This is a genomic window from Paenibacillus sp. JT22N7 (assembly GCF_059383875.1).
In genome coordinates this window covers 322,014-341,594 of sequence record NZ_JBXENY010000009.1, presented here as the reverse complement: position 1 = coordinate 341,594, position 19,581 = coordinate 322,014, and the positions used below count along the sequence as shown (strand labels likewise).

Sequence of the window (19,581 nt, the reverse complement as noted above, 5' to 3'; positions counted from 1 at the left end):
TTGATTACGGCAAACCTGAGCGATATCGGAAAAGTTCGTCAAGTCAATGAAGATCATTCATGGGTAGGACAGCTGGATAATGGCATCACGTTTGCTATAGTCGCTGACGGGATGGGCGGCCATCAGGCGGGCGATGTAGCGAGCCAGCTGGCAGTGAATACATTCCGTGAAATGCTGGAGCCTATTACGGCGAGACCTGACTTTTCTATTGAGGAAGGCAAAGCATTTTTGCGCAAAGCCATTGTAGGTGCGAATGATGTCGTTTATGATATGGCATCGCGCAATGAGCAATATTATAATATGGGCACTACAATAGTTGCTGCCATGTTTCAAGGGCGGGAAGCCGTCATCGGGCATATCGGGGACAGCCGCGCTTATGTCATATCCAAAAGCTGCATTGTGCAGCTGACGGAGGATCATACGCTTGTCAATGAACTGCTGAAATCAGGGCAGATCAGCGAGAAGGAGGCGGCCGTTCATCCACGGCGCAATGTGCTCACCCGTGCGGTAGGCACCGATGCATCTGTTGAGGTTGATATACAGACGATTTCCTACTCGGCCGATGATTTCATTCTGCTTTGCAGCGATGGGCTGACGAACATGGTCAGCGATGATCAAATTATGCATACAGTAACGAAGGGTGGAGCGAGCCTGAAAGATAAAGCGGAGCATCTCATCCATTTGGCGCTGCGCGCCGGCGGGGACGATAATGTGACCGTCGTGCTGCTGCAAGTAAATTCCAGCGCAGATCGAGAGGAGTGTACAGCTGATGATAGGGCATAATTTAGGCGGTCGCTATGAAATTCTGACTCGCATCGGCGGAGGCGGCATGGCGCTTGTCTATAAAGCCCATGACGTCCTGTTGAACCGCAATGTAGCGGTTAAAGTGCTGCGCCAGCAGTTTGTGCATGATGAAGAATTTATTCGCAGATTTCGCCGTGAGGCGCAATCGGCAGCTGCGTTATCCCATCCGAATGTCGTTAGCATCTATGATGTAGGACAAGAGGAAGATACGCATTATATCGTTATGGAATATATCGAAGGCAGCAATCTTAATGAGATTATTGTGGAGCGTGCCCCGCTGCAGGCGGATGAATCGGTTCGTATTGCCATTCAAATCTGCGATGCGCTCGGTCATGCCCATCAGAATCATATTATTCATCGCGATATTAAACCACATAATATTTTGATTGGTAAAAATGGCAGGGTCAAAGTAACCGATTTCGGTATTGCCCGTGCGGTTACTTCTTCTACAATTACTCAGACAGGCTCCGTGCTAGGGTCGGTCCATTATTTTTCTCCTGAGCATGCGAAAGGGGTAAGCACAGGTGAGAAATCCGACCTGTACTCCCTTGGCATAGTACTCTATCAGATGCTGACTGGCAATTTGCCTTTTCTGGGAGAAAGCCCGATCAGCGTAGCTTTGAAGCATTTGCAGGACACATTTGAGGAGCCGCGTGTTGTGAATCCTCATATTCCCCAAAGTGTGGAAAATGTCATTTTACGGGCGATGCGCAAAAATCCGGGGGAACGATACCATTCGGCCCAGGAAATGCTGAACGATCTGGAAACTTGCCTTGCGCCTAATCGCAGGAATGAGGAGAAGGTTTCATTTGCCCATGTGAATGATTTGGATGAGACTCGTGTCATGCCAGCCATTCGCGGCAGTGATATCCGCCCTATTCGCCAGAGCGAGTCAAGCTATGACAAGGCGGAGGTTTCTTCGGGACAGACGGGCCGGCAGGGAGATAAAGAAGTTCTGAACAAGAAAGCAAAAGGCTGGAAGCGACCGACGATAATCGTGGCTAGCACGCTGGTTGTCCTGGCATTCATTATATGGGGATTCGTAACATTGCTCGACCGGCTGGACGTTGAGGAAGTGGATGTGCCGTACGTTGTCGGCCTCGATTTGGAGCAGGCGACGGCAGAGCTTAAGGAGCTCGGGCTGAAGGTGCAGGAGCCGACGATACGGGAGTACCGCGATGATATACCGGTCAATCAGGTATTTGAGCAGACGAAGAGAAATATGCGCGTCAAGCAGGGCTCGTTCATCCAGTTATCTGTAAGTGATGGGCCGATGCTGAAGAAGCTTGGCGATTACCGGGGCAAGACGCTGCAGGCGGTTAAGGATGAGCTTTCTGCGCTGGGCATTGATCCGGATACGCAAATCGATGTTGAAGAAGTATTCAGCGAGCAGGAAGTGGATACGGTTGTTACACAACAGCCGGAGCCGGGAAAGGATTTTGATCCGAATACGGTGAAATTCCAGTTTATGGTCAGCAAAGGCATGGAAACGATAAAAATGCCGAATTTAATTGGCAAGACAGTAGCTGAGGCTAAAGATATGGTGAAGGCGAATGGGCTGACGCTATCAGACGATGATATTTTGTATGAGCCGAGCTATGTACAGGCCAAGGGCCTTGTGCTTAATCAAGATCAATACAAGCCAAATGACCTTGTTCCGAAAGGCACAAAAATCACCATTCGAGTCAGCTCAGGTCCTTCTGCAGAAGCGAAAGAGCATCAGTTCAATGTTGTCATTTCGCCTGCGAAGGCTGGAAAAACGAGCGAAATCCGCATCGTCTACACCGACTCCAGAGGGCAAAACATTGAATGGGGCAGAAACCAAATTCAAGATACCCAGACGTTTCCCGTAACTGTTGTCCTAGCACCGAATACCGAGGCCATGATTACGATTTATCGGGACAGCCAGTTTGTAGATACGAAATCCGTCACTTATGATCAACTGGCGCAAAGCAGCAGTTCATCTACGGTCACGGTGCCGGGCGAAGACGAACAGGTGACAACGCCTGTTACTGAAGAGCCGGTCGTATCGGAATCGCCAGCTCCTGAACCGACAGTGGAGCCGGACCAATCGGAGGTTAACAACGGCAATGACCAAGGAAGCGACCAGGGAAAAGCGAAAGGAAAAGACAAGGGAAAAGATGAGCAGCAGCCATAATCACGCATCTCTTGAGCTTCGCGGACGCATTGTGAAGGCGCTCAGTGGATATTATTATGTACTGCCTGATGATGCTGAATCTCAGGATGCAACGGTACAATGCCGCGGGCGCGGCGTTTTGAAAAACAAAGGAATTACGCCATTAGTCGGCGACGAAGTTGTGTATAGCTTGACGGAGAACGGCGAGGGGACGGTAGAGCGGGTTTTGCCCCGCTCATCCGAGCTTATACGCCCTCCGGTAGCCAATATTGATGTGGCGATGCTGGTGTTTTCCGTAACGGAGCCAGCGCTCAATTTAACGCTGCTCGATAAGTTTCTTGTACATATCGAGCATGCGGAAATAGAAGCGGTGCTTTGCCTCAGCAAGCAGGATTTGGAGCATGATGGCGAGGAGACAGAAGCGGCTGCTGAAGCCGCTGCTTCTGTCAACCGCATTTATTCGGCCATTGGCTACGAGATATATGGGACAAGTTCCAGACAAGGCAAGGGCATTGAGGAGCTTGCGCAGCGGCTGCAAGGGCATTTGGCGGTTTTTGCCGGTCAATCGGGCGTAGGGAAATCTTCGCTGCTTAATGCGATTGTTCCGGGGCTGCAGCTTGAGACGAATGCGATTAGCAACCGTCTTGGACGGGGGAAGCATACAACGAGACATGTGGAGCTGATTGAAATTGGCGGAGGTTATGTAGCCGATACGCCTGGCTTTAGCCAGCTAGATTTCACCGAGCTTGGCATTGAAGATTTAGGCTACTGTTTTCGGGAAATTCGCGCGTTGTCTCCGGATTGCAAATTTCGTGGCTGCACGCATGTGCAGGAGCCAGGGTGCGCCGTCCTTGCTGCTTTGGCAGAAGGGAAAATCGAACCAAGCCGCCATGAAAATTACTTGCAGTTTTTAAATGAAATGAAAGATAAAAAACGGAGGTACTGACAAACCCATGACTATAATAGCACCCTCTATTTTATCGGCTGATTTCAGCCGCCTCGGAGCAGAAATTTCAGGTATTGAGCAGGCAGGAGCGGACTGGATTCATGTAGATGTCATGGATGGACAGTTCGTCCCGAACTTAACCTTCGGTCCTCCTGTCATTGCGGCTGTAAGGCCAGCAACGAAGCTGCCTTTTGATGTGCATCTGATGATCGAGCGTCCGGAGCTGTCAATCGCGAATTATGCAGCTGCTGGTGCTGATCGGATTACCATACATGCAGAAGCATGTGTGCATTTGCACCGTACGATTTATCAAATTAAGGAGCTTGGCCTTCCGGCAGGGGTAGCTATTAATCCAGGGACTCCTGTATCTGTGCTGGAATCTGTGCTGGGCGATTTGGATCTCATATTGGTCATGACGGTAAATCCGGGCTTTGGCGGACAAAAGTTTATCCCTTATTCTCTTAACAAGCTGCGTCAAATTCGCAGCATGCTTATGGAGCGCGAGCTGCAGCATGTGCATGTGCAGGTGGATGGCGGCATCAATGAAGAAACGGCTAAGCTTGTGACGGAGGCGGGCGCGAATGTACTCGTTGCCGGCAATGCGGTATTTGCTCAAGCCGACCGCGCGGCAGCTATATCCGTTTTACGCTAGGTGGCATATCTTATTATGATGTTACATAATGGCTGCTAGGGTTGCGAGTGAATAGGCTTGTATTTCGATGTGGAACGCTGATGTCTCTGGCTCTAGTGGCACAGCTGGTTGCACTTGGGAGGCTGTAATGGAAGAATACGAGACATCTCGAGGGAAGACATGGCTGTGGGTGCTGCTATTTGCGCTCGGGATAGGCCTGCTGCTGGCAGCCTTCTCTATTTTGACTGGGGTAATCAAATACGTTTTTTCTTTGCTTGCTTTGTATTTGATTTTTCAGTTTTTCAAAAGGGTTGAGAAGCTATGGGCACGTATAACGGTTATTGTGCTGGGGCTGCTGTTTTATTTCTTGGCCGTATTGGTTTATACGGCAATCCAATTCGTCAGTGAAAATCCGCCACCAATGGCGTAAGCATTGCGTAGAGGGGTTTTCCACACTCGTTGAAATGGAATAGGACTAAGGTTAAGCGCATAGGATGGTTACATGAACGAAGGTTCGTGTAGCCATTTTTTTGCGTGAAACATAGCATGTGTATGCGGGAAGAAAAAGCATGTAAGTCACCATTTCGATGAGCGTGTCTGAGGAGGGATGGGCATGAAATTTTACACGATCAAGCTGCCGAAATTTTTGGGCGGGTTCGTAAAGGCGATTTTGAATACCTTCCAAAAAAGTTAGTTCCTTTGCAGCCGCCTTCGAATGATCGTGGTTTATGTGAACAATAAAAAGCACCTGAGCCCAGGTGCTTTTTGTCTACCATACAGCATAAAGCTGCAGGAGATGAATTATACGCGAGTTACTTTGCCGGATTTCAGAGCGCGCGCGCTGACATAAACACGTTTCGGTTTACCGTCAACTAGAATGCGAACTTTCTGAACGTTTACTCCCCAAGAACGACGGTTTTTGTTGTTAGCGTGGGAAACGTTATTGCCTGTACCAGGGCTTTTGCCTGTTAGAAAACATTTGCGGGACATGAGTACACCTCCTTCAAGTAGTGCTGAGCTAAAAGCGCATTGTTAGCATAAGCTGTCAGTTATTGCATAAGCAAAACCGCATCGTAGCATAAGCTCCCGGTTCTGCGTGAGCAAAACCGCTTCATTGGCTTGAAAAAGCGTCGAAGAAGCCTGCACAAAAACATACTTTGATATCGTATCATAGTTGTGATGTCTGAGCAACTAAAACTGTTGTTTTTTATGGCGCTTTGCCCAAGGTTGGCACCGTCTGCCCTTCTATAACGTAACAGTTTATAGTACAATAATAAATAGTCAAGGAATTAGCTTGCTTCTTCAGTAGCATTTGACTTTAAACGGGGTAATTCATGCTAGACGGGAAATAGCTGTGAGATCTACACGATAAAGGAGTGAATTTCCATGCCACTTGCGCTCAGCACTGAACTTGGCCAAATTTTCATAACAGAGGAATGCATTGCCGTCATGGCAGGTTCCGCTGCGCTGGATTGTTATGGCCTTGTCGGGATGGCTTCTCGCAAACAATTAAAGGACGGCATTGCTGAGCTTTTGGGCAGAGACAATCTGGCCCGCGGCGTTGAAGTTCGCAGAGAACAGGATAAACTTTATATTGACTTGTATATTATTGTGAGCTACGGCACGAAAATTTCAGAAGTAGCGCATAATATTCAGACGAAAGTAAAATATGTGATGAGCGATGTTATTGGTCTTAACGTGGACCAGGTCCATATATTTGTGCAGGATGTTAGGGTATCTACATAGCAGGAAGGGGAATTTTCATTGAGTAAGGGCTTCATTAACGGTTCCGATTTTACCGCCATGGCCGTGCTGGGCGCTGAGTTGTTAAATCAAAATGTCGACAAGGTAAATGCGTTGAATGTTTTCCCTGTGCCTGATGGCGATACGGGAACGAATATGAATTTGACGATTGCCTCGGGCATTCGTGAGCTGCGCAGCAAGCCGTCCGACCACTTGGGCAAAGCGACGGAAGTATTGTCTAAAGGGCTTCTGATGGGAGCTAGAGGCAATTCCGGCGTTATTTTGTCACAGCTGTTCCGTGGTTTTTCCAAGGGGCTTGTAAACGCTGAGCAAGCAGGCCCCCAGCAGATTGCAGCGGCTTTGCAGCACGGTGTTGATCTTGCTTATAAAGCTGTTGTAAAGCCTGTGGAAGGAACGATATTGACGGTAGCGAAGGAAGCTGCAAAGCATGCCGTTGCTTTTGCACGCCGTACGAATGATGTCACTGAGCTGATGAAAGAGGTTTACGATAAAGCGAATGAAACGCTTCAGCGTACGCCGGATATGCTCCCTGTGCTTAAGCAGGTTGGCGTTGTTGATTCTGGCGGTCAAGGACTAGTGCTTATTTATGAAGGGTTTGTGCGCTATTTAGTTGAAGGCGAAGGGTCGTATGAAAGCTATTCGCTGTTATCTGAAGCAGCGCCGCCTGAAGAAGTAAGCATTCCGAGGGCACAACCAGCTCCCGCTCCGCTTAAGACGACGAATTTTGCTGCACAATCCCGTCTGGAGACGGCGGATATTGAATTTTTCTATGACATGGAGTTTTTTATAAATCGCAAGCCTAGGGGCAAAGCTGCGCCGTTTTTTGATGAATACGCTTTCAAGAAAGCGCTTGGCAAAGATGGAGATTCCATTCTCGTCATCGCCGAGGACGATATCATTAAAGTTCATGTGCATTCCCGCAGGCCGGGTGATGTGCTGAATTTGGCGCTGCCGTATGGCGAGCTGACGAACCTGCATATTTTGAATATGCGTGATCAGCACCGCGAGCTTCTAGAGGAGGAAGCAGCGATTCCATCCTACGCGGTACTGCCTGATTATGCGCTGACGGGAAGCATTTCCTCGCCAGAGCTGCTGGCGGGAACGTCGGGGGCGGTTGTGCCGCCTGGACAAGTTCATGAGCTGGCGCCATTCGGCATCATTGCTGTAGCGCTGGGCGAAGGCATTTCGAACATTTTTCTGGATAATGAAGTGGATATTGTGCTGTCCGGCGGGCAGACGATGAACCCAAGCACGGAAGATTTCGTCAAGGCGATTGAATCGCTCGTCGCGGATCATATTTATTTGCTGCCGAATAACGGCAATATCATTCTTGCTGCTGAACAGGCGGCGGAGCTTAGTGAGCGCAACGTGACGGTTATCCCGACAAAAACGATTCCTCAGGGGCTTGCAGCGGTACTGGCTTTCAAAGAGGATGAGACCGTCTCGCGCAATACGGATTGGATGAAAAATGCTGCCGGGCAAGTCGTTTCCGGCCAAGTGACGCACGCGGTTCGCGACACGACGATCGATGGCGTGAGCATTCGCGAAGGCGATTTTATCGGCATTAAGGAGAAGGCCATTGTTGCGGCACATGCAGATTTGGCCGAGACTTGCCGTCTGCTCATAGCTGAGCTTATGGCTGACGGCGGCGAGCTCATTACGGTGCTGACTGGAGCAGAGGCGAAGGCTGAAGATACGGAAGCGCTGAAAGCATGGGTGGAAGAGGCTTATCCGGATGCAGAGCTTGAAGTTCAAGAGGGCGGACAGCCGCTTTATCCCTATTTATTCGCAGTGGAATAAGGAGGGAGAACTAGTGAAATAGCAATCGTTTATAGGGTATGAAAGGGGTGGCGAAGATGGGGAACATTCATATTATTACCGACAGCACTTCCGATATTCCGGCTGAACGATGTGCAGAGCTTGGCATTCAGGTTATTCCACTGAAGGTGCTGTTCGGTGAAGAAACCTATTTGGATGGCGTGACAATTGGGAAAGAGCAGTTTTATGAAAAGCTGATAGCTTCTCCTGTTCTTCCGACAACCTCACAGCCGTCTCCGGCGGAGTTTCTTGAAGTATATGAACGGATTTTGCACGATGATCCGCAAGCGATTATTATTTCTATTCATTTGGCTTCTGTACTCAGCGGCACTTATCAGTCCGGTGTCATAGCTAAGTCGATGCTGGATGAGCAGGCGGACGTAACGGTCATTGACTCCAAGTCGGCTTCGTATGGTTATGGCATTCAGGTGGTTACGGCAGCACGGATGGCTCGCGAAGGCGCCTCTAAAGAGGCGATTTTGGCAGAAGTAGCTCGTCTTCAACAAGAGCTCAGCCTTTATTTTCTGGTTGGATCGCTGGAATTTCTTCAGAAGGGCGGCCGAATCGGCAAGGCTGCGGCGTTGTTTGGCTCGATTTTAAATATTAAGCCGATTCTTTCGCTGGACCAGGAAGGTACGGTTCAGTCTGTCGATAAGGTGCGCGGTACGAAAAAAGCGATGCAGCGCATCATGGAAATGCTCGACAAGGATTTTGGCAGTGATCGCGTTGGGGTTGCGATTGGCTGGACGCACGGCGAGCAGACGGCGCAGGAGCTTGCGGCGCTGCTGAGAGACAAGCCTAATGTGGCATTCATTGATTTTATAACGATTGGTGCGACGATTGGCACTCATGTGGGACCTGGTACATCGGCCGTATTTATGTATAAAGTGTGAGGAATGATTATGATGACGCTGGAGCAATATTCCGTCCGGCAAATTAAAGGCGTGAGCGCTCCGAAGGAGCAAGAGCTTCACGCCTTTGGCGTTCATACCGTTGCCGATTTGCTGGACTATTTTCCATTTCGTTATGAGGATTATCGCGTTCGCGCGCTAGCGGATGTCAAGGATGGAGACAAAGCTACCGTGCAAGGAGTTGTGCGGGGCATGCCCGTGCTGCAGCGTTACGGGAAAAATAAATCGCGGCTCACTTGTAAAATTGAGATCGATTTTTTGCTCGTTACGGCGGTATGGTTTAACCGCCATTTTCTAAGGGATCAGCTGACGCCTGGCCGTACGATTATTTTGACGGGCAAGTGGGAGCAGCATCGCCAGCAGATGACCGTCTCGGAGTCCGAGTTTCCGGAAGGGGCCGGCTCTGCCAAATCAGGGACGCTGCAGCCGGTGTATTCCGTCGGCGGGGCGATTACGCAGCCATGGATGCGCAAGACGATTAAGCAGGCTTTGCAGCAATATGGCGCGATGATCGAAGAGGTGCTGCCGTTTGAGCTTATGGAGCGGCACCGGCTCATTCCTCGCCGTGATGCGGTGCTGCACATTCACGAGCCGGGTGATATACGCGAAGGTCTCGAAGCGCGGCGGCGGATGGTTTATGAGGAGCTGTTTCTATTTCAGCTGAAATTGCAGGCGTACCGAATGCTCAGCCGCAAGCGGGGCGATGGCATCGCTCATTCGATTGAAGCGGAGACGATTAGGCAATTCGCGGCTACGCTGCCATTCGAGTTGACGGATGGGCAGAAGAAGGTTGTAAATGAGCTGTTGGTCGACATGCGCCAGCCTGCGAGCATGAATCGGCTGCTCCAAGGAGACGTCGGCTCGGGTAAAACGGTCGTTGCCGCCATTGCGCTGTATGGAGCAGTGAAGTCCGGCCATCAAGGCGCACTGATGGTTCCGACGGAAATATTGGCGGAGCAGCATATGCGTTCCTTGACGAAGCTGTTCGAGGGCATGGATATAGAGGTTGGACTGCTGACGGGAAGCATGACGGAGCGCCGCCGCCGCGATGTATTCGCTGGCCTTCAGATGGGCCTGATCGATATTGTCGTCGGTACGCATGCACTTATTCAGGAGACGGTCTTTTTCCGCAGTCTCGGTCTGGTTGTAGTGGACGAGCAGCATCGCTTTGGCGTAAATCAGCGCAGCGTTTTGCGTCGCAAAGGAATGAATCCCGATGTGCTGACGATGACGGCGACGCCGATTCCCCGAACATTGGCGATTACTGCTTTCGGGGATATGGATGTATCGACGATTCGCGAGCGTCCGCATGGGCGCAAGCCGATTAAGTCATATTGGGTCAAGCATAGCATGATGGACCGCGTGCTTGGTTTTATCCGCCGCGAGGTAGGAGAGGGCAGACAAGCCTATATGATATGCCCGCTTATTGAGGAGTCGGAGAAGCTGGATGTGCAAAATGCCATTGACCAGTATATGCAGGTTCAGCAAGCTTTTCCCGATCTGAAAATCGGCCTGCTGCATGGGCGCCTAAGCGCGGCTGAGAAAGAACAGGTCATGAGCTCTTTCGGTGCGAACGAGCTGCATGTACTCGTGGCTACGACTGTAGTTGAGGTTGGCGTCGATGTTCCGAATGCGACACTGATGATCGTCATGGATGCCGAGCGGTTCGGCTTGTCGCAGCTGCATCAGCTGCGGGGCCGGGTTGGCCGTGGCGCCCATCAATCTTATTGCGTGCTGGTCGCCGATCCAAAGTCGGAGACAGGGCGCGAGCGCATGAAGGTCATGACGGAAACGGATGACGGCTTCGAGGTAGCGCGCCGGGATTTGGAAATCCGGGGGCCGGGCGATTTTTTCGGAACGAAGCAGAGCGGCTTGCCGGAATTTCGTGTTGCGGACATGGCGGCGGACTTTGAGGTGCTGGAAATGGCGCGGGATGATGCGGCTGAGCTGTGCGCCCGCGATGATTTTTGGGATAATCCGGCTTATGCAAGAATACAGGCTAAGCTGAATCGGGATCAACTTTTTCAAGGAGAACAGCTCGATTAGGCAATTTCCGGGAAGCTCTGGCATATAGTTAAACGTGAAAACGGTATGCCAAGATGGAGGTGTCTGGAACATTGAGCTACCAAAAGTACGGTATTCGCCCGCAATTGGTCGAACGTATTAAAGGAAAGCTGAAAAATCCGCTTTTGAAGGATCGCGTGCGCCTGCTGCTCGCTAATGTCACTAAATTCGACCTACAGGATCGCGTCAAAGTTAAAAAGCTGGTGAAATCAACCGCTAGCATCTTGCAGGAGCCGCTTACGGATACGCAGGAGGAGCAGATCGTCGCGTTCGTTCTCGCCCAGAAGATCGACCCCAACAATACGTTTCACTTGCTCAAGCTTTGGGGCATGTTTCGCTGACCGTCTGCGGTCAGCTTTTTTTAATATAAGCGGATATATTGATTTTCTTGCAGCTGCACTGCTAGTGCGCTTCTTTTCCGGCTATACTATCTTTTTAGCAGCATTGTGGCTTTTGGGATATGGCGTTTGTGAAAAAGGATGGAGGAGAGCTCATGGGAGGCGCAGTTGAAAAGCTTGGGAGCGGTTTTAGGGCATGGCTGCGGCGTTGTATCCAGCTGCCGGCAGACGCCTTTCTGTATGCGGTTGGCAAATGGCATAGCTTTGGCGAGTCGCAAAAAATGGCTGCTGCGGCGCGCCCGCTTGTGATGCAGCCCGCAATCGTTGCTAAGCTTGCGGCCTCATGGACGCTGCTTGAGCGGGAGCAGGAAGCTGGCGGCTCCAATGCCAGCCCAAATGCCAGCCCAAATGCCAGCCCAAATGCCAGCCCAAATGCCAGCCCAAATGCCAGCCCAAATGCCAGCCCAAATGCCAGCCCAAATGCCAGTCCCAATGCTAACTCTAATGCCAACCTTCCTGTGAACAGCACTGCCGCTGCCAGCCAAGCTGAGCATGAGCTGCTTGCAGCAATTCGAGCAGACGCCGTTCATTTGAATCGCAACAATGTGACGAGAACGGAAGCTTATTTGGCGATCTATGAACGCAGGCCCGAGCTGCACTGGGCGCTGCTGGCGCATTTGGTATCGCGTAATGGCGGCTGGAATATGACCGATTTACAAGGAGAGTGGCTGCCGTATTTGCTCGGCCGTTCCGCCCGCGAGGCCGTATTCCGCTTTTTAGAGCGCGCGAATGCGTTGATTTTTCAGGATGCTTTTCCGCAGCTGCTGCTGTATGAGGCGAGCTGCAGAGCTGGGCGTCCGTTGTTTCATTTGCTGCCGCAGCTTGGTGTTTCCCGCTTTATGATACCGGTCTGGCAAACGTTTTGGGAGAGCGGCGATTCCGCTATTTTGACAGTTGCGCTGATCGTGAATGAGCAAAACTACATTGAAAAGCGAATTGTACAGCATCCCTTTTTCCGCAAGGAGGTGCTGGATACGGTGTTTTTTGGCTTGCAGTCGTTATTGCAGCTTAATGCGGTTGTGTTTTGTTATCGCTCCGGAGGTGAAGAAATGAAGCTGGCGGGGCTCATTTTGGAAAACTTCGACAATCTGAAAGAACGAATTGAGTTCGGCAAACGGCTGTATGCGCTGCTGTTCAGTGTGCCGGAGGTGCATGGCGGCGCCATTGCTTTCGCGCGGGCCATTCGTCATACGGGTTCACGTGCGGATTATGCCCCTCATTTGTTTGCAGTAGTTAGGCGTGATCCGCCAAAGAAGCCTTACAGGGAGCGGCTATCGGGGAGACGGCTGGCGCCGGGTGCGGCTCCATTATTCAGTCCGGAGCTGAGCAGCGTCTGGCCGGATCGAGCGGTTGAGGCGCCTGAGCCTGGCGATTGGTTCCGGGGGGCAGCGCAGGTGCTTCCTTATTTTCAAAAACTGCCGCTGCCGCATTCCTTTGAAATAACCAATGAATACAGTCTGCTGCTGAATAAAATTGAACTGGCTGTGCTGGCTTCACAGCAGTGGAAGCCATGATTTGGCAAAATAAATAGATTTGCGGCTTGGATGTGTGAGCAAATGGTTGAAAGGGCTAGGCTGATCCTATAAAATGGGAAAGAGGGGCCGTGAATGCTATAACGGGACAATGGACTATGGGACAACGGGAACATACAGGCAAGGGCAAGCCCATAGCAAGAAGCGACTAGTTTGCTGCATTGAAATGTAAGCGTTTTCTAAAGTTATCCATACGCTCAAAAAGCCGACGAGGCACAGTTCATAGGAAAGGTAAGGAAGGGCGGGTCTGCTTGAAAAAAATAAAAGTGAACTTATTGGCCAAATTTCTAATTTCATATGTGCTGGTGCTGCTGCTGCCGATTGTCAGCATTTTGCTCTACTATTATCCTCACTCGACCAAAGCGGCCAAGGAGAAGGAAATGGAATGGAATGCCCATGTGACGGAGCAGTTCATGACCTCTCTCGATATTTTTACCCGCTATGTTTATGACTTGCCCTCGGAATTAATGCTCAATGGGGACATGAGGATGTACATGGCGATGGAGGACGATTATCGGCGTATCATCATTGCCAATGAAATGCGCAAATATAATGCAACCGATGATTTTATCTACAATACGCTGCTGTATGTCAAAAACATCGGCTACTTGTTCGCCAAGACGGGCAGTGTCTACAGCGTGCAGGATTTTGCGGATCGTGGCGTAGGCTATTATTATGAAGCATGGCCTCATGATGAAATGTTTCAGGAGCTGAACAAGCTCACCCTGCCTTCCGTAAGGCCAGCCGAAAATGTCATTGTTCCGGGCAATAATGGCATCAGGATGCTGACCTTTATACTGCCAATGCCGCTAGGAGGGGAGCATTCCCCGGCATCGGTGCTCATTCTTGTGAAAGAAGAAACGATTATTCGCATGATGAATTCGGTATCCGAATCGTATAATGGCGAGTTTTATATTTTTGACCAGAAGGGCAACAAGCTTGTTGCGTCCAAAGAAGCGGCATATAGCGAGACGGATGATTTCCGCCAGATGGTTAAGCAGCTCGGCGCTAGTGAAGCAGGATCAACCGTTCAGACGATTGACGGCAAAGCCTATATTGTCTCGCATAATGTATCGGACAAAAACGGCTGGCAATATGTCAGCATGCTGCCCGTTACCGAATCTTTGCAGGATATACGCACCATCCAGTGGAATACGATACTTATTCTTCTGCTGATCCTGCTGGTAGAGGGCATCGTTATTTATATTTCCATTCGCAAAAACTATCATCCGATCAAGCGGCTTGTGGGCTTTGCCACAGAGGTGTTCAAGCATAAGGATAGCGGCCCAGGCCGGATGAATGAAATCGATACGATTCGTTACGCCTTGGATGGGCTTTCCTTAACGAATACGAAGCTGGATGAACGGGTTCAGAGATCGCTGCCGATTTTGCGCGACAATATGTTGTTTGAGCTCGTCAGCGGCCATTATGCGACTTGGGAGGCTTTTCATTCGCAAGGGGCGGATTACGGCGTATTTAAAAACCGCGATGCGGTAACGGCTGCTGTTCTCTCTTTCGATGCGAGCAAGGAGGATAGGGAGGAAGTATCCGATTTTTTGCGGCAGGAGGAGCAGCAGCTGCCTGAAACGTTAGATGGTCATTTCTTCGCAAGCATTTACAACCAGGAATGGATATTTGTCTGCTCGCATCATGAGGGCATCGACGTCAAGACGTATTTGTCCAGCGTGCAGAGCAAGCTGAAGGAGCAGCTGGGGCGGGAGGTGCTAGTCGGCATCGGCTTGGCTAAGAGCGGGTTGTCGCCGGAAGGCGTGCATTTGTCCTATTTGCAGGCGGTGCGTGCTGCTGAATATTTGCGTATTCGCCAGCATGATGAGCTGCTGGAGTTTGGCGAAATCGAAATTTCGCCAAATGGGATGGTATCTTATTTTGCCGAGCTGCTGCAATCTCTGGAAATGGCGATTCTCAAAAACGAGCCTAACATCGTACAATCTGTGCTTGAGAAAATCATTGACTATCTGGCAAGCAGCGGCATGCCGCCACATATGATCAGAACGGTCTATTCGAATACGATCAGCGTTATTTTGAGCGGGCTGCAAAGGTTCCATCAGGATGATGGCAATTTGCTCAGGCTTACGGATGCTGCCTTTTCGCACCGCTATACGATTGAGCAGATGGTGGGCATTATGCGAGAAAGCTGCAGCAAGCTATGCGATATTATTCGCGAGACGCTGCCTGCCGCCCGTACCGCAACCCAAGAGGAAATTTTGGCGGTCATTGAGCAAAAGGGCTTTGACTCTAATTTTTCATTGCAAATGTTCGCCGACCATTTCAGCATGTCGCAGTCAGGCTTCAGTTATCATTTTAAAAAAACAATCGGACATAATTTTAAAGAGTATATCGACAGGCTGCGCATTCAGAAGTCGATCCAATTGCTGCGGAGCACAGGAGGGACGCTGGACTCTATCGCGCAGCAGACAGGCTATTCCAACACATCGAGCTTTATTCGATCCTTTAAGAAAATGGTTGGAACAACTCCCGGCCAATACCGGGACTCTTGCAAGTAAGCGTGATCAAGCTGCTGCTATGCCGTTCGGGCATGGTGGCAGCTTTTTTTAAACTGCAATTCCGGGTCAAGCAGCCTGGAGCAGTCGCTTGTTTTATGCAGAACGTACATTTTTTGAGCATATGCAATATTTCAAAGAGAGGCTATTCCTTGAATGAAATCGCTTGCAAAACCAAATATAAAGCGTTTTCAAAAAGTGCTGATCAGTCAAAAACTGTTTGTATACAGCTTTGTGTCAGAACGGTTAGAGTAAGGGAGCCGAGCAGATACAGGCAGCAGGCTTGCTCCCTTTAGCAGCGAGCAAGCAGAAACAACAGATCGGCAGACTAAATGTATATCGGGGGAGAATGCACATGAAGAAGCAGATCATTACGATGTTGTCGTTGTTGGTGGTCGGGACGACACTCTTGGCGGCATGTTCCGGCTCTAATGAAGGCAGCGCAAGCGACCCGAGCGGAAGTGCCGGGCAAAGCGGCTCGAAGGTTAAGCTGACTGGCGTTATCGTCAAGCATCCATTAACGAAGCCGCTTGCCGAGATGGAATGGCTTCAGCAGATTGAGGAAGCGGCTGGCGTAGACATCCAGTGGCAAGAAATAACCGCGGATTGGGGGCAAAAGAAAGGAACGATGCTCGCCAGCGGTGATGTTCCAGATTTATTCGTTGGCCCGAATGTGATTACAGACGCTGATTTTGCCCAATTCAAGGGATTATTTCAGGACATGAGCGAGTTAATTGAAGGCGCTCCCAACGTTCAGAAAATGTTCGAAGAGAAGCCGGAAACCAAACAAATTTCCACGCAGCGCGATGGTCAAATTTATGGACTTGCGAAGTATCAGCGATTTTGGCCGGATACGGTTAACAGACAATATATTAATCAGACTTGGCTGGACAATCTTGGCCTAGAGATGCCTACCACATGGGATGAGCTGTATGATGTGCTGTTAGCCTTTAAGGAGAAGGATGCGAACGGCAACGGAGATCCTAATGATGAAATTCCGATGGACTGGTCGGGCGGAATCGGCGGCTTCTTCAATCCAGCTGTGCTTCTAGGCGGCATGGGCATTAAGCTGTCCTCCGATGTAAGCGGGCAAGGCTACTTTGTTGAGGACGGCAAGGTGAAAAATTTCCTGACTGATGCTCGCTACAAGGAGCTCGTTATGTTCCTGAACAAGCTATACAAGGCAGGGCTCATTAACCCTGAGGTGTTTACTCACGATTATACGAAGCTGCAGGCTGTTGCCCGCGGGGAAGGGGATATAGCCAAAGTTGGCTTTACGTGGGGCTGGGTAGCATCGGATCGGTTTGGAGAGCAGCTTGCTCCGCAGTATGCGTCGATTTCGCCGCTTAAATCCTCTTCCAGCTATTCGGGCCCAGTATCCTGGAGCTATGACAGCTACACGCTAAATTATGGCGCCAATAATATTGTGATGTCCGCCAAAACGAAAAACAAGGAAGCAGCTATGCGCTTCATTAATGAGCTGTATAAGCCGGAAATTGGCATTCAAGTGCTGTTCGGCTCGATTGGCCCTAACATTGAGGACAAGGGCAATGGCTCCTATGCGGTGCTTCCACCAAAGGATGCGAAGATGGACCCCGGCACCTGGAAATGGACGTCCACTTGGGCAGATAATGGCGCTTTCTACATTTCGGATTCGATCGACTTGACACTCGGCAAGGATATGCAGGAGGTGCTGACCCAGTCGGAGCCGCTTAAAGAGGCACTTGCGCAAGTAGATTCCCAGATCGATATTTATCCGGGCACCTTTGTTAAATATACGAATGAAGACAACAATGCGATGAGCTTAAACAATACGAACATTATGAATCTGGCCAATACGACGTTCGCCAAATGGGTTACGAAAGGCGGAATCGAGGCGGAATGGGATGCTTATGTGAAGGAAAGCCAGAAAGCCGGCCTTGATAAAAATGTTGAAATTATGCAGAAGTACTACGATGAATTTGTAAGCAAGCTGTAACGGAGGCTGTAGTGCAGGTTTACTCATGAAAGGAGGCGCGGCGATGCGTACAGCAGCGAAGCTCGGCACCGTTAAGCGTGACTATCAGCTATGGCTGATGATTTTGCCGGCGCTTGCCACTATTTTTATCTTCAACTATATTCCGATGTATGGCGTACAACTGGCCTTTCGCGATTACGATTTCAGCAAAGGGCTGACTGGCGGAGAGTGGAAGGGATTATTCTACTTTCAGCAGTTTATCGAAAGCTATCTGTTCAGCGATCTGATGCGAAATACGTTTTTGATCAGTCTGGCGACCATTATTATCGGGTTTCCCGCTCCAATTATTCTCGCGCTGGTGCTGAACCAGATTCGCCGGAAATCGTTCAAAAATATGATGCAGACGACCGTCTATTTGCCGCATTTTATTTCGGTCATCGTGCTGGTTGGCATGTTGAACGTGCTGCTTTCCCCTGAGACTGGCATCGTCGGTCATTTGATGAAGGCGATTGGGCTGGGACATATCAATTTGCTGGCCTCAAGCAATACCTTTATACCTACCTATGTGATTTCGGATATTTGGCAGCATTGCGGCTGGAACAGCATTATTTATTTGGCAGCGCTGTCAAGTGTCGATCCCCAGCTCTATGATTCGTCCAAAATAGACGGAGCAAACCGCTGGCAGACGATACGTTATATCGATTTTCCGGCGCTGATGCCAACGATCGTCATTTTGTTCATTTTAAGCATGGGAGGCATTTTGAGTACGGGCTTCGAAAAAATATTTTTGATGCAAAATGCATTGAACTTGCCCGTATCCGAAGTGATTGCGACCTATGTCTACAAAATGGGGATCGTGTCCAACCAATTCAGCTATGCTTCAGCTATAGGCTTGTTTAATACGCTCATTAATTTTATATTCCTGTATACGATGAACGCTATCTCTAGACGGGTGTCCGACACGAGTCTGTTCTAGCCTACAGCGGAAGGAGGCACTGCAATGGAAAGAATACGCCCGCGCCTTGGCGGCGGTGAAATTTTGTTTAGAATCGTGCTAGTCATCGTCTGTGCCGTTATTTTCCTGACGATTGCTTACCCGCTTTATTTTATTATTATCGCGTCGGTAAGCGACTCGACACTCGTATCAACCGGTAAAGTGCTGCTGTTCCCCAAAGGAACGAGCTTCTTCGGCTACGGAGAGATCTTTAAGGATGAACGCATATGGACCGGCTACCGCAATACGCTTTTTTACACATCCGTGGGCACATTAGTCAATTTGCTGTTCACGCTGCCTGCTGCCTACGTGCTGTCACGCAAGGAGTTTAAGGCGAGAAAATACATTATGTTTGCGTTTGTGTTTACGATGTTTTTCAATGGCGGGCTCATTCCGACTTATTTGCTCATGAAGGATCTGCATCTAACAAATACGCCTTGGGTATTTATCGTGCCGTTTAGCGTTAACGTATTTTATTTAATTATCGCCCGTACTTTTTTTGAATCGACGCTTCCTTCGGAGCTTTATGAGGCGGCTGCAATTGACGGCTGCTCGCATTTTGTCTATTTCGTCAAGGTGGCGCTGCCGCTGTCCAAAGCCTTGATCTCCGTCATCGGCCTGTATTATTTGGTCGGGCACTGGAATGATTTTTTCACTGCGCTTATTTACATTCGCGACAACGAGCTGAAGCCGCTGCAAATTATTCTCCGCGACATTTTATTGTCGAACCAGGTGTTTGCCAGCGGGGCGGGGACAGGCGGCGACTCCGGCGGCTACGCGCAGAAATATGCAGATCAGATTAAATATGGCGTCATTATCGTGTCTACGCTGCCGATTTTAGTGCTGTATCCGTTTTTGCAGAAGTATTTTGAGAAGGGTGTTATGATCGGTTCGATTAAAGGGTAAAATGGGGGACCACTGCGGCAGGCTGCTGCCCGGTGGTCCTTTCTAATGGAACGATTCTATATAGCTTGCTGCTGAATAAAAGCGAGCTAGCATTGCTGGCTTCGCAGTCGTTTGCAAAATAATTTGAATTTTAAAAAGGAATTTGTGGACTTTTGACCAATTAGTAAGGTAAGATGCTGTCCCTCGAACAATTCGTA

At 49.8% G+C, this 19,581-nt stretch carries 17 protein-coding genes; 16 read left to right on the top strand and 1 reads right to left on the bottom strand.

Annotated elements, in window-relative coordinates:
• From AC50Y5_RS24205 to spoVM, 6 genes are all read left to right on the top strand, one after another.
• Positions 1-783, top strand: coding sequence for a Stp1/IreP family PP2C-type Ser/Thr phosphatase (locus AC50Y5_RS24205; RefSeq protein WP_056038525.1), 783 nt, complete (start codon positions 1-3; stop codon positions 781-783).
• Positions 770-2,962, top strand: coding sequence for a Stk1 family PASTA domain-containing Ser/Thr kinase (gene pknB, locus AC50Y5_RS24200; RefSeq protein ID WP_056038522.1), 2,193 nt, complete (start codon positions 770-772; stop codon positions 2,960-2,962). The genes AC50Y5_RS24205 and pknB overlap by 14 nt, the downstream gene beginning before the upstream one ends.
• Positions 2,946-3,887, top strand: a complete 942-nt coding sequence (gene rsgA / locus AC50Y5_RS24195; RefSeq protein ID WP_056038519.1) for a ribosome small subunit-dependent GTPase A — start codon at positions 2,946-2,948, stop codon at positions 3,885-3,887. The genes pknB and rsgA overlap by 17 nt, the downstream gene beginning before the upstream one ends.
• Positions 3,888-3,894: 7 nt before the next feature.
• On the top strand, positions 3,895-4,539 hold the full coding sequence (gene rpe, locus AC50Y5_RS24190) for a ribulose-phosphate 3-epimerase (RefSeq protein ID WP_056038516.1): 645 nt from the start codon (positions 3,895-3,897) through the stop codon (positions 4,537-4,539).
• A gap of 127 nt (positions 4,540-4,666) precedes the next feature.
• Positions 4,667-4,948, top strand: a complete 282-nt coding sequence (locus AC50Y5_RS24185) for a hypothetical protein (RefSeq protein WP_056038513.1) — start codon at positions 4,667-4,669, stop codon at positions 4,946-4,948.
• A 183-nt stretch (positions 4,949-5,131) separates the two neighbouring features.
• Entirely contained in the window at positions 5,132-5,212 is an 81-nt protein-coding gene (gene spoVM, locus AC50Y5_RS24180; protein ID WP_040711006.1) for a stage V sporulation protein SpoVM, read from the top strand.
• 107 nt (positions 5,213-5,319) lie between these two features.
• Here the strand turns inward: spoVM and rpmB are convergent, their stop codons facing one another.
• The gene (rpmB, locus tag AC50Y5_RS24175) at positions 5,320-5,508 is read right to left on the bottom strand and encodes a 50S ribosomal protein L28 (RefSeq protein WP_046230617.1); all 189 of its coding nucleotides are present in this window, start codon (positions 5,506-5,508) and stop codon (positions 5,320-5,322) included.
• 396 nt (positions 5,509-5,904) lie between these two features.
• Here rpmB and AC50Y5_RS24170 point away from each other — a divergent pair, with 396 nt between their 5' ends.
• The 10 genes from AC50Y5_RS24170 to AC50Y5_RS24125 all read left to right on the top strand — a co-directional run bounded on the left by AC50Y5_RS24170 (position 5,905) and on the right by AC50Y5_RS24125 (position 19,384).
• Positions 5,905-6,264 (top strand): Asp23/Gls24 family envelope stress response protein, encoded by a 360-nt coding sequence (locus AC50Y5_RS24170; RefSeq protein WP_046230618.1) that lies wholly within the window; start codon positions 5,905-5,907, stop codon positions 6,262-6,264.
• Positions 6,265-6,282: 18 nt separating this feature from the next.
• Complete coding sequence (locus AC50Y5_RS24165; RefSeq protein WP_494864008.1) at positions 6,283-8,082, top strand: DAK2 domain-containing protein; 1,800 nt, start codon at positions 6,283-6,285, stop codon at positions 8,080-8,082.
• Between the two features lie 56 nt (positions 8,083-8,138).
• The gene (locus tag AC50Y5_RS24160; protein ID WP_056038505.1) at positions 8,139-8,993 is read left to right on the top strand and encodes a DegV family protein; all 855 of its coding nucleotides are present in this window, start codon (positions 8,139-8,141) and stop codon (positions 8,991-8,993) included.
• A gap of 12 nt (positions 8,994-9,005) precedes the next feature.
• Positions 9,006-11,057 (top strand): ATP-dependent DNA helicase RecG, encoded by a 2,052-nt coding sequence (recG, locus tag AC50Y5_RS24155; RefSeq protein ID WP_494864020.1) that lies wholly within the window; start codon positions 9,006-9,008, stop codon positions 11,055-11,057.
• Positions 11,058-11,128: 71 nt separating this feature from the next.
• Positions 11,129-11,416: a stage VI sporulation protein F gene (locus AC50Y5_RS24150; protein ID WP_494864007.1), complete on the top strand. Its 288-nt coding sequence runs from the start codon at positions 11,129-11,131 to the stop codon at positions 11,414-11,416.
• Positions 11,417-11,568: 152 nt separating this feature from the next.
• On the top strand, positions 11,569-12,987 hold the full coding sequence (locus AC50Y5_RS24145; RefSeq protein ID WP_494864006.1) for a DUF2515 domain-containing protein: 1,419 nt from the start codon (positions 11,569-11,571) through the stop codon (positions 12,985-12,987).
• Between the two features lie 269 nt (positions 12,988-13,256).
• Positions 13,257-15,530: a helix-turn-helix domain-containing protein gene (locus tag AC50Y5_RS24140; protein WP_056038500.1), complete on the top strand. Its 2,274-nt coding sequence runs from the start codon at positions 13,257-13,259 to the stop codon at positions 15,528-15,530.
• Between the two features lie 352 nt (positions 15,531-15,882).
• Positions 15,883-17,505 (top strand): extracellular solute-binding protein, encoded by a 1,623-nt coding sequence (locus AC50Y5_RS24135; RefSeq protein ID WP_494864005.1) that lies wholly within the window; start codon positions 15,883-15,885, stop codon positions 17,503-17,505.
• A gap of 43 nt (positions 17,506-17,548) precedes the next feature.
• Positions 17,549-18,460, top strand: a complete 912-nt coding sequence (locus AC50Y5_RS24130) for an ABC transporter permease (protein WP_056038494.1) — start codon at positions 17,549-17,551, stop codon at positions 18,458-18,460.
• Positions 18,461-18,484: 24 nt separating this feature from the next.
• Complete coding sequence (locus AC50Y5_RS24125; RefSeq protein WP_056038491.1) at positions 18,485-19,384, top strand: carbohydrate ABC transporter permease; 900 nt, start codon at positions 18,485-18,487, stop codon at positions 19,382-19,384.
• Positions 19,385-19,581 lie beyond the last annotated feature (197 nt).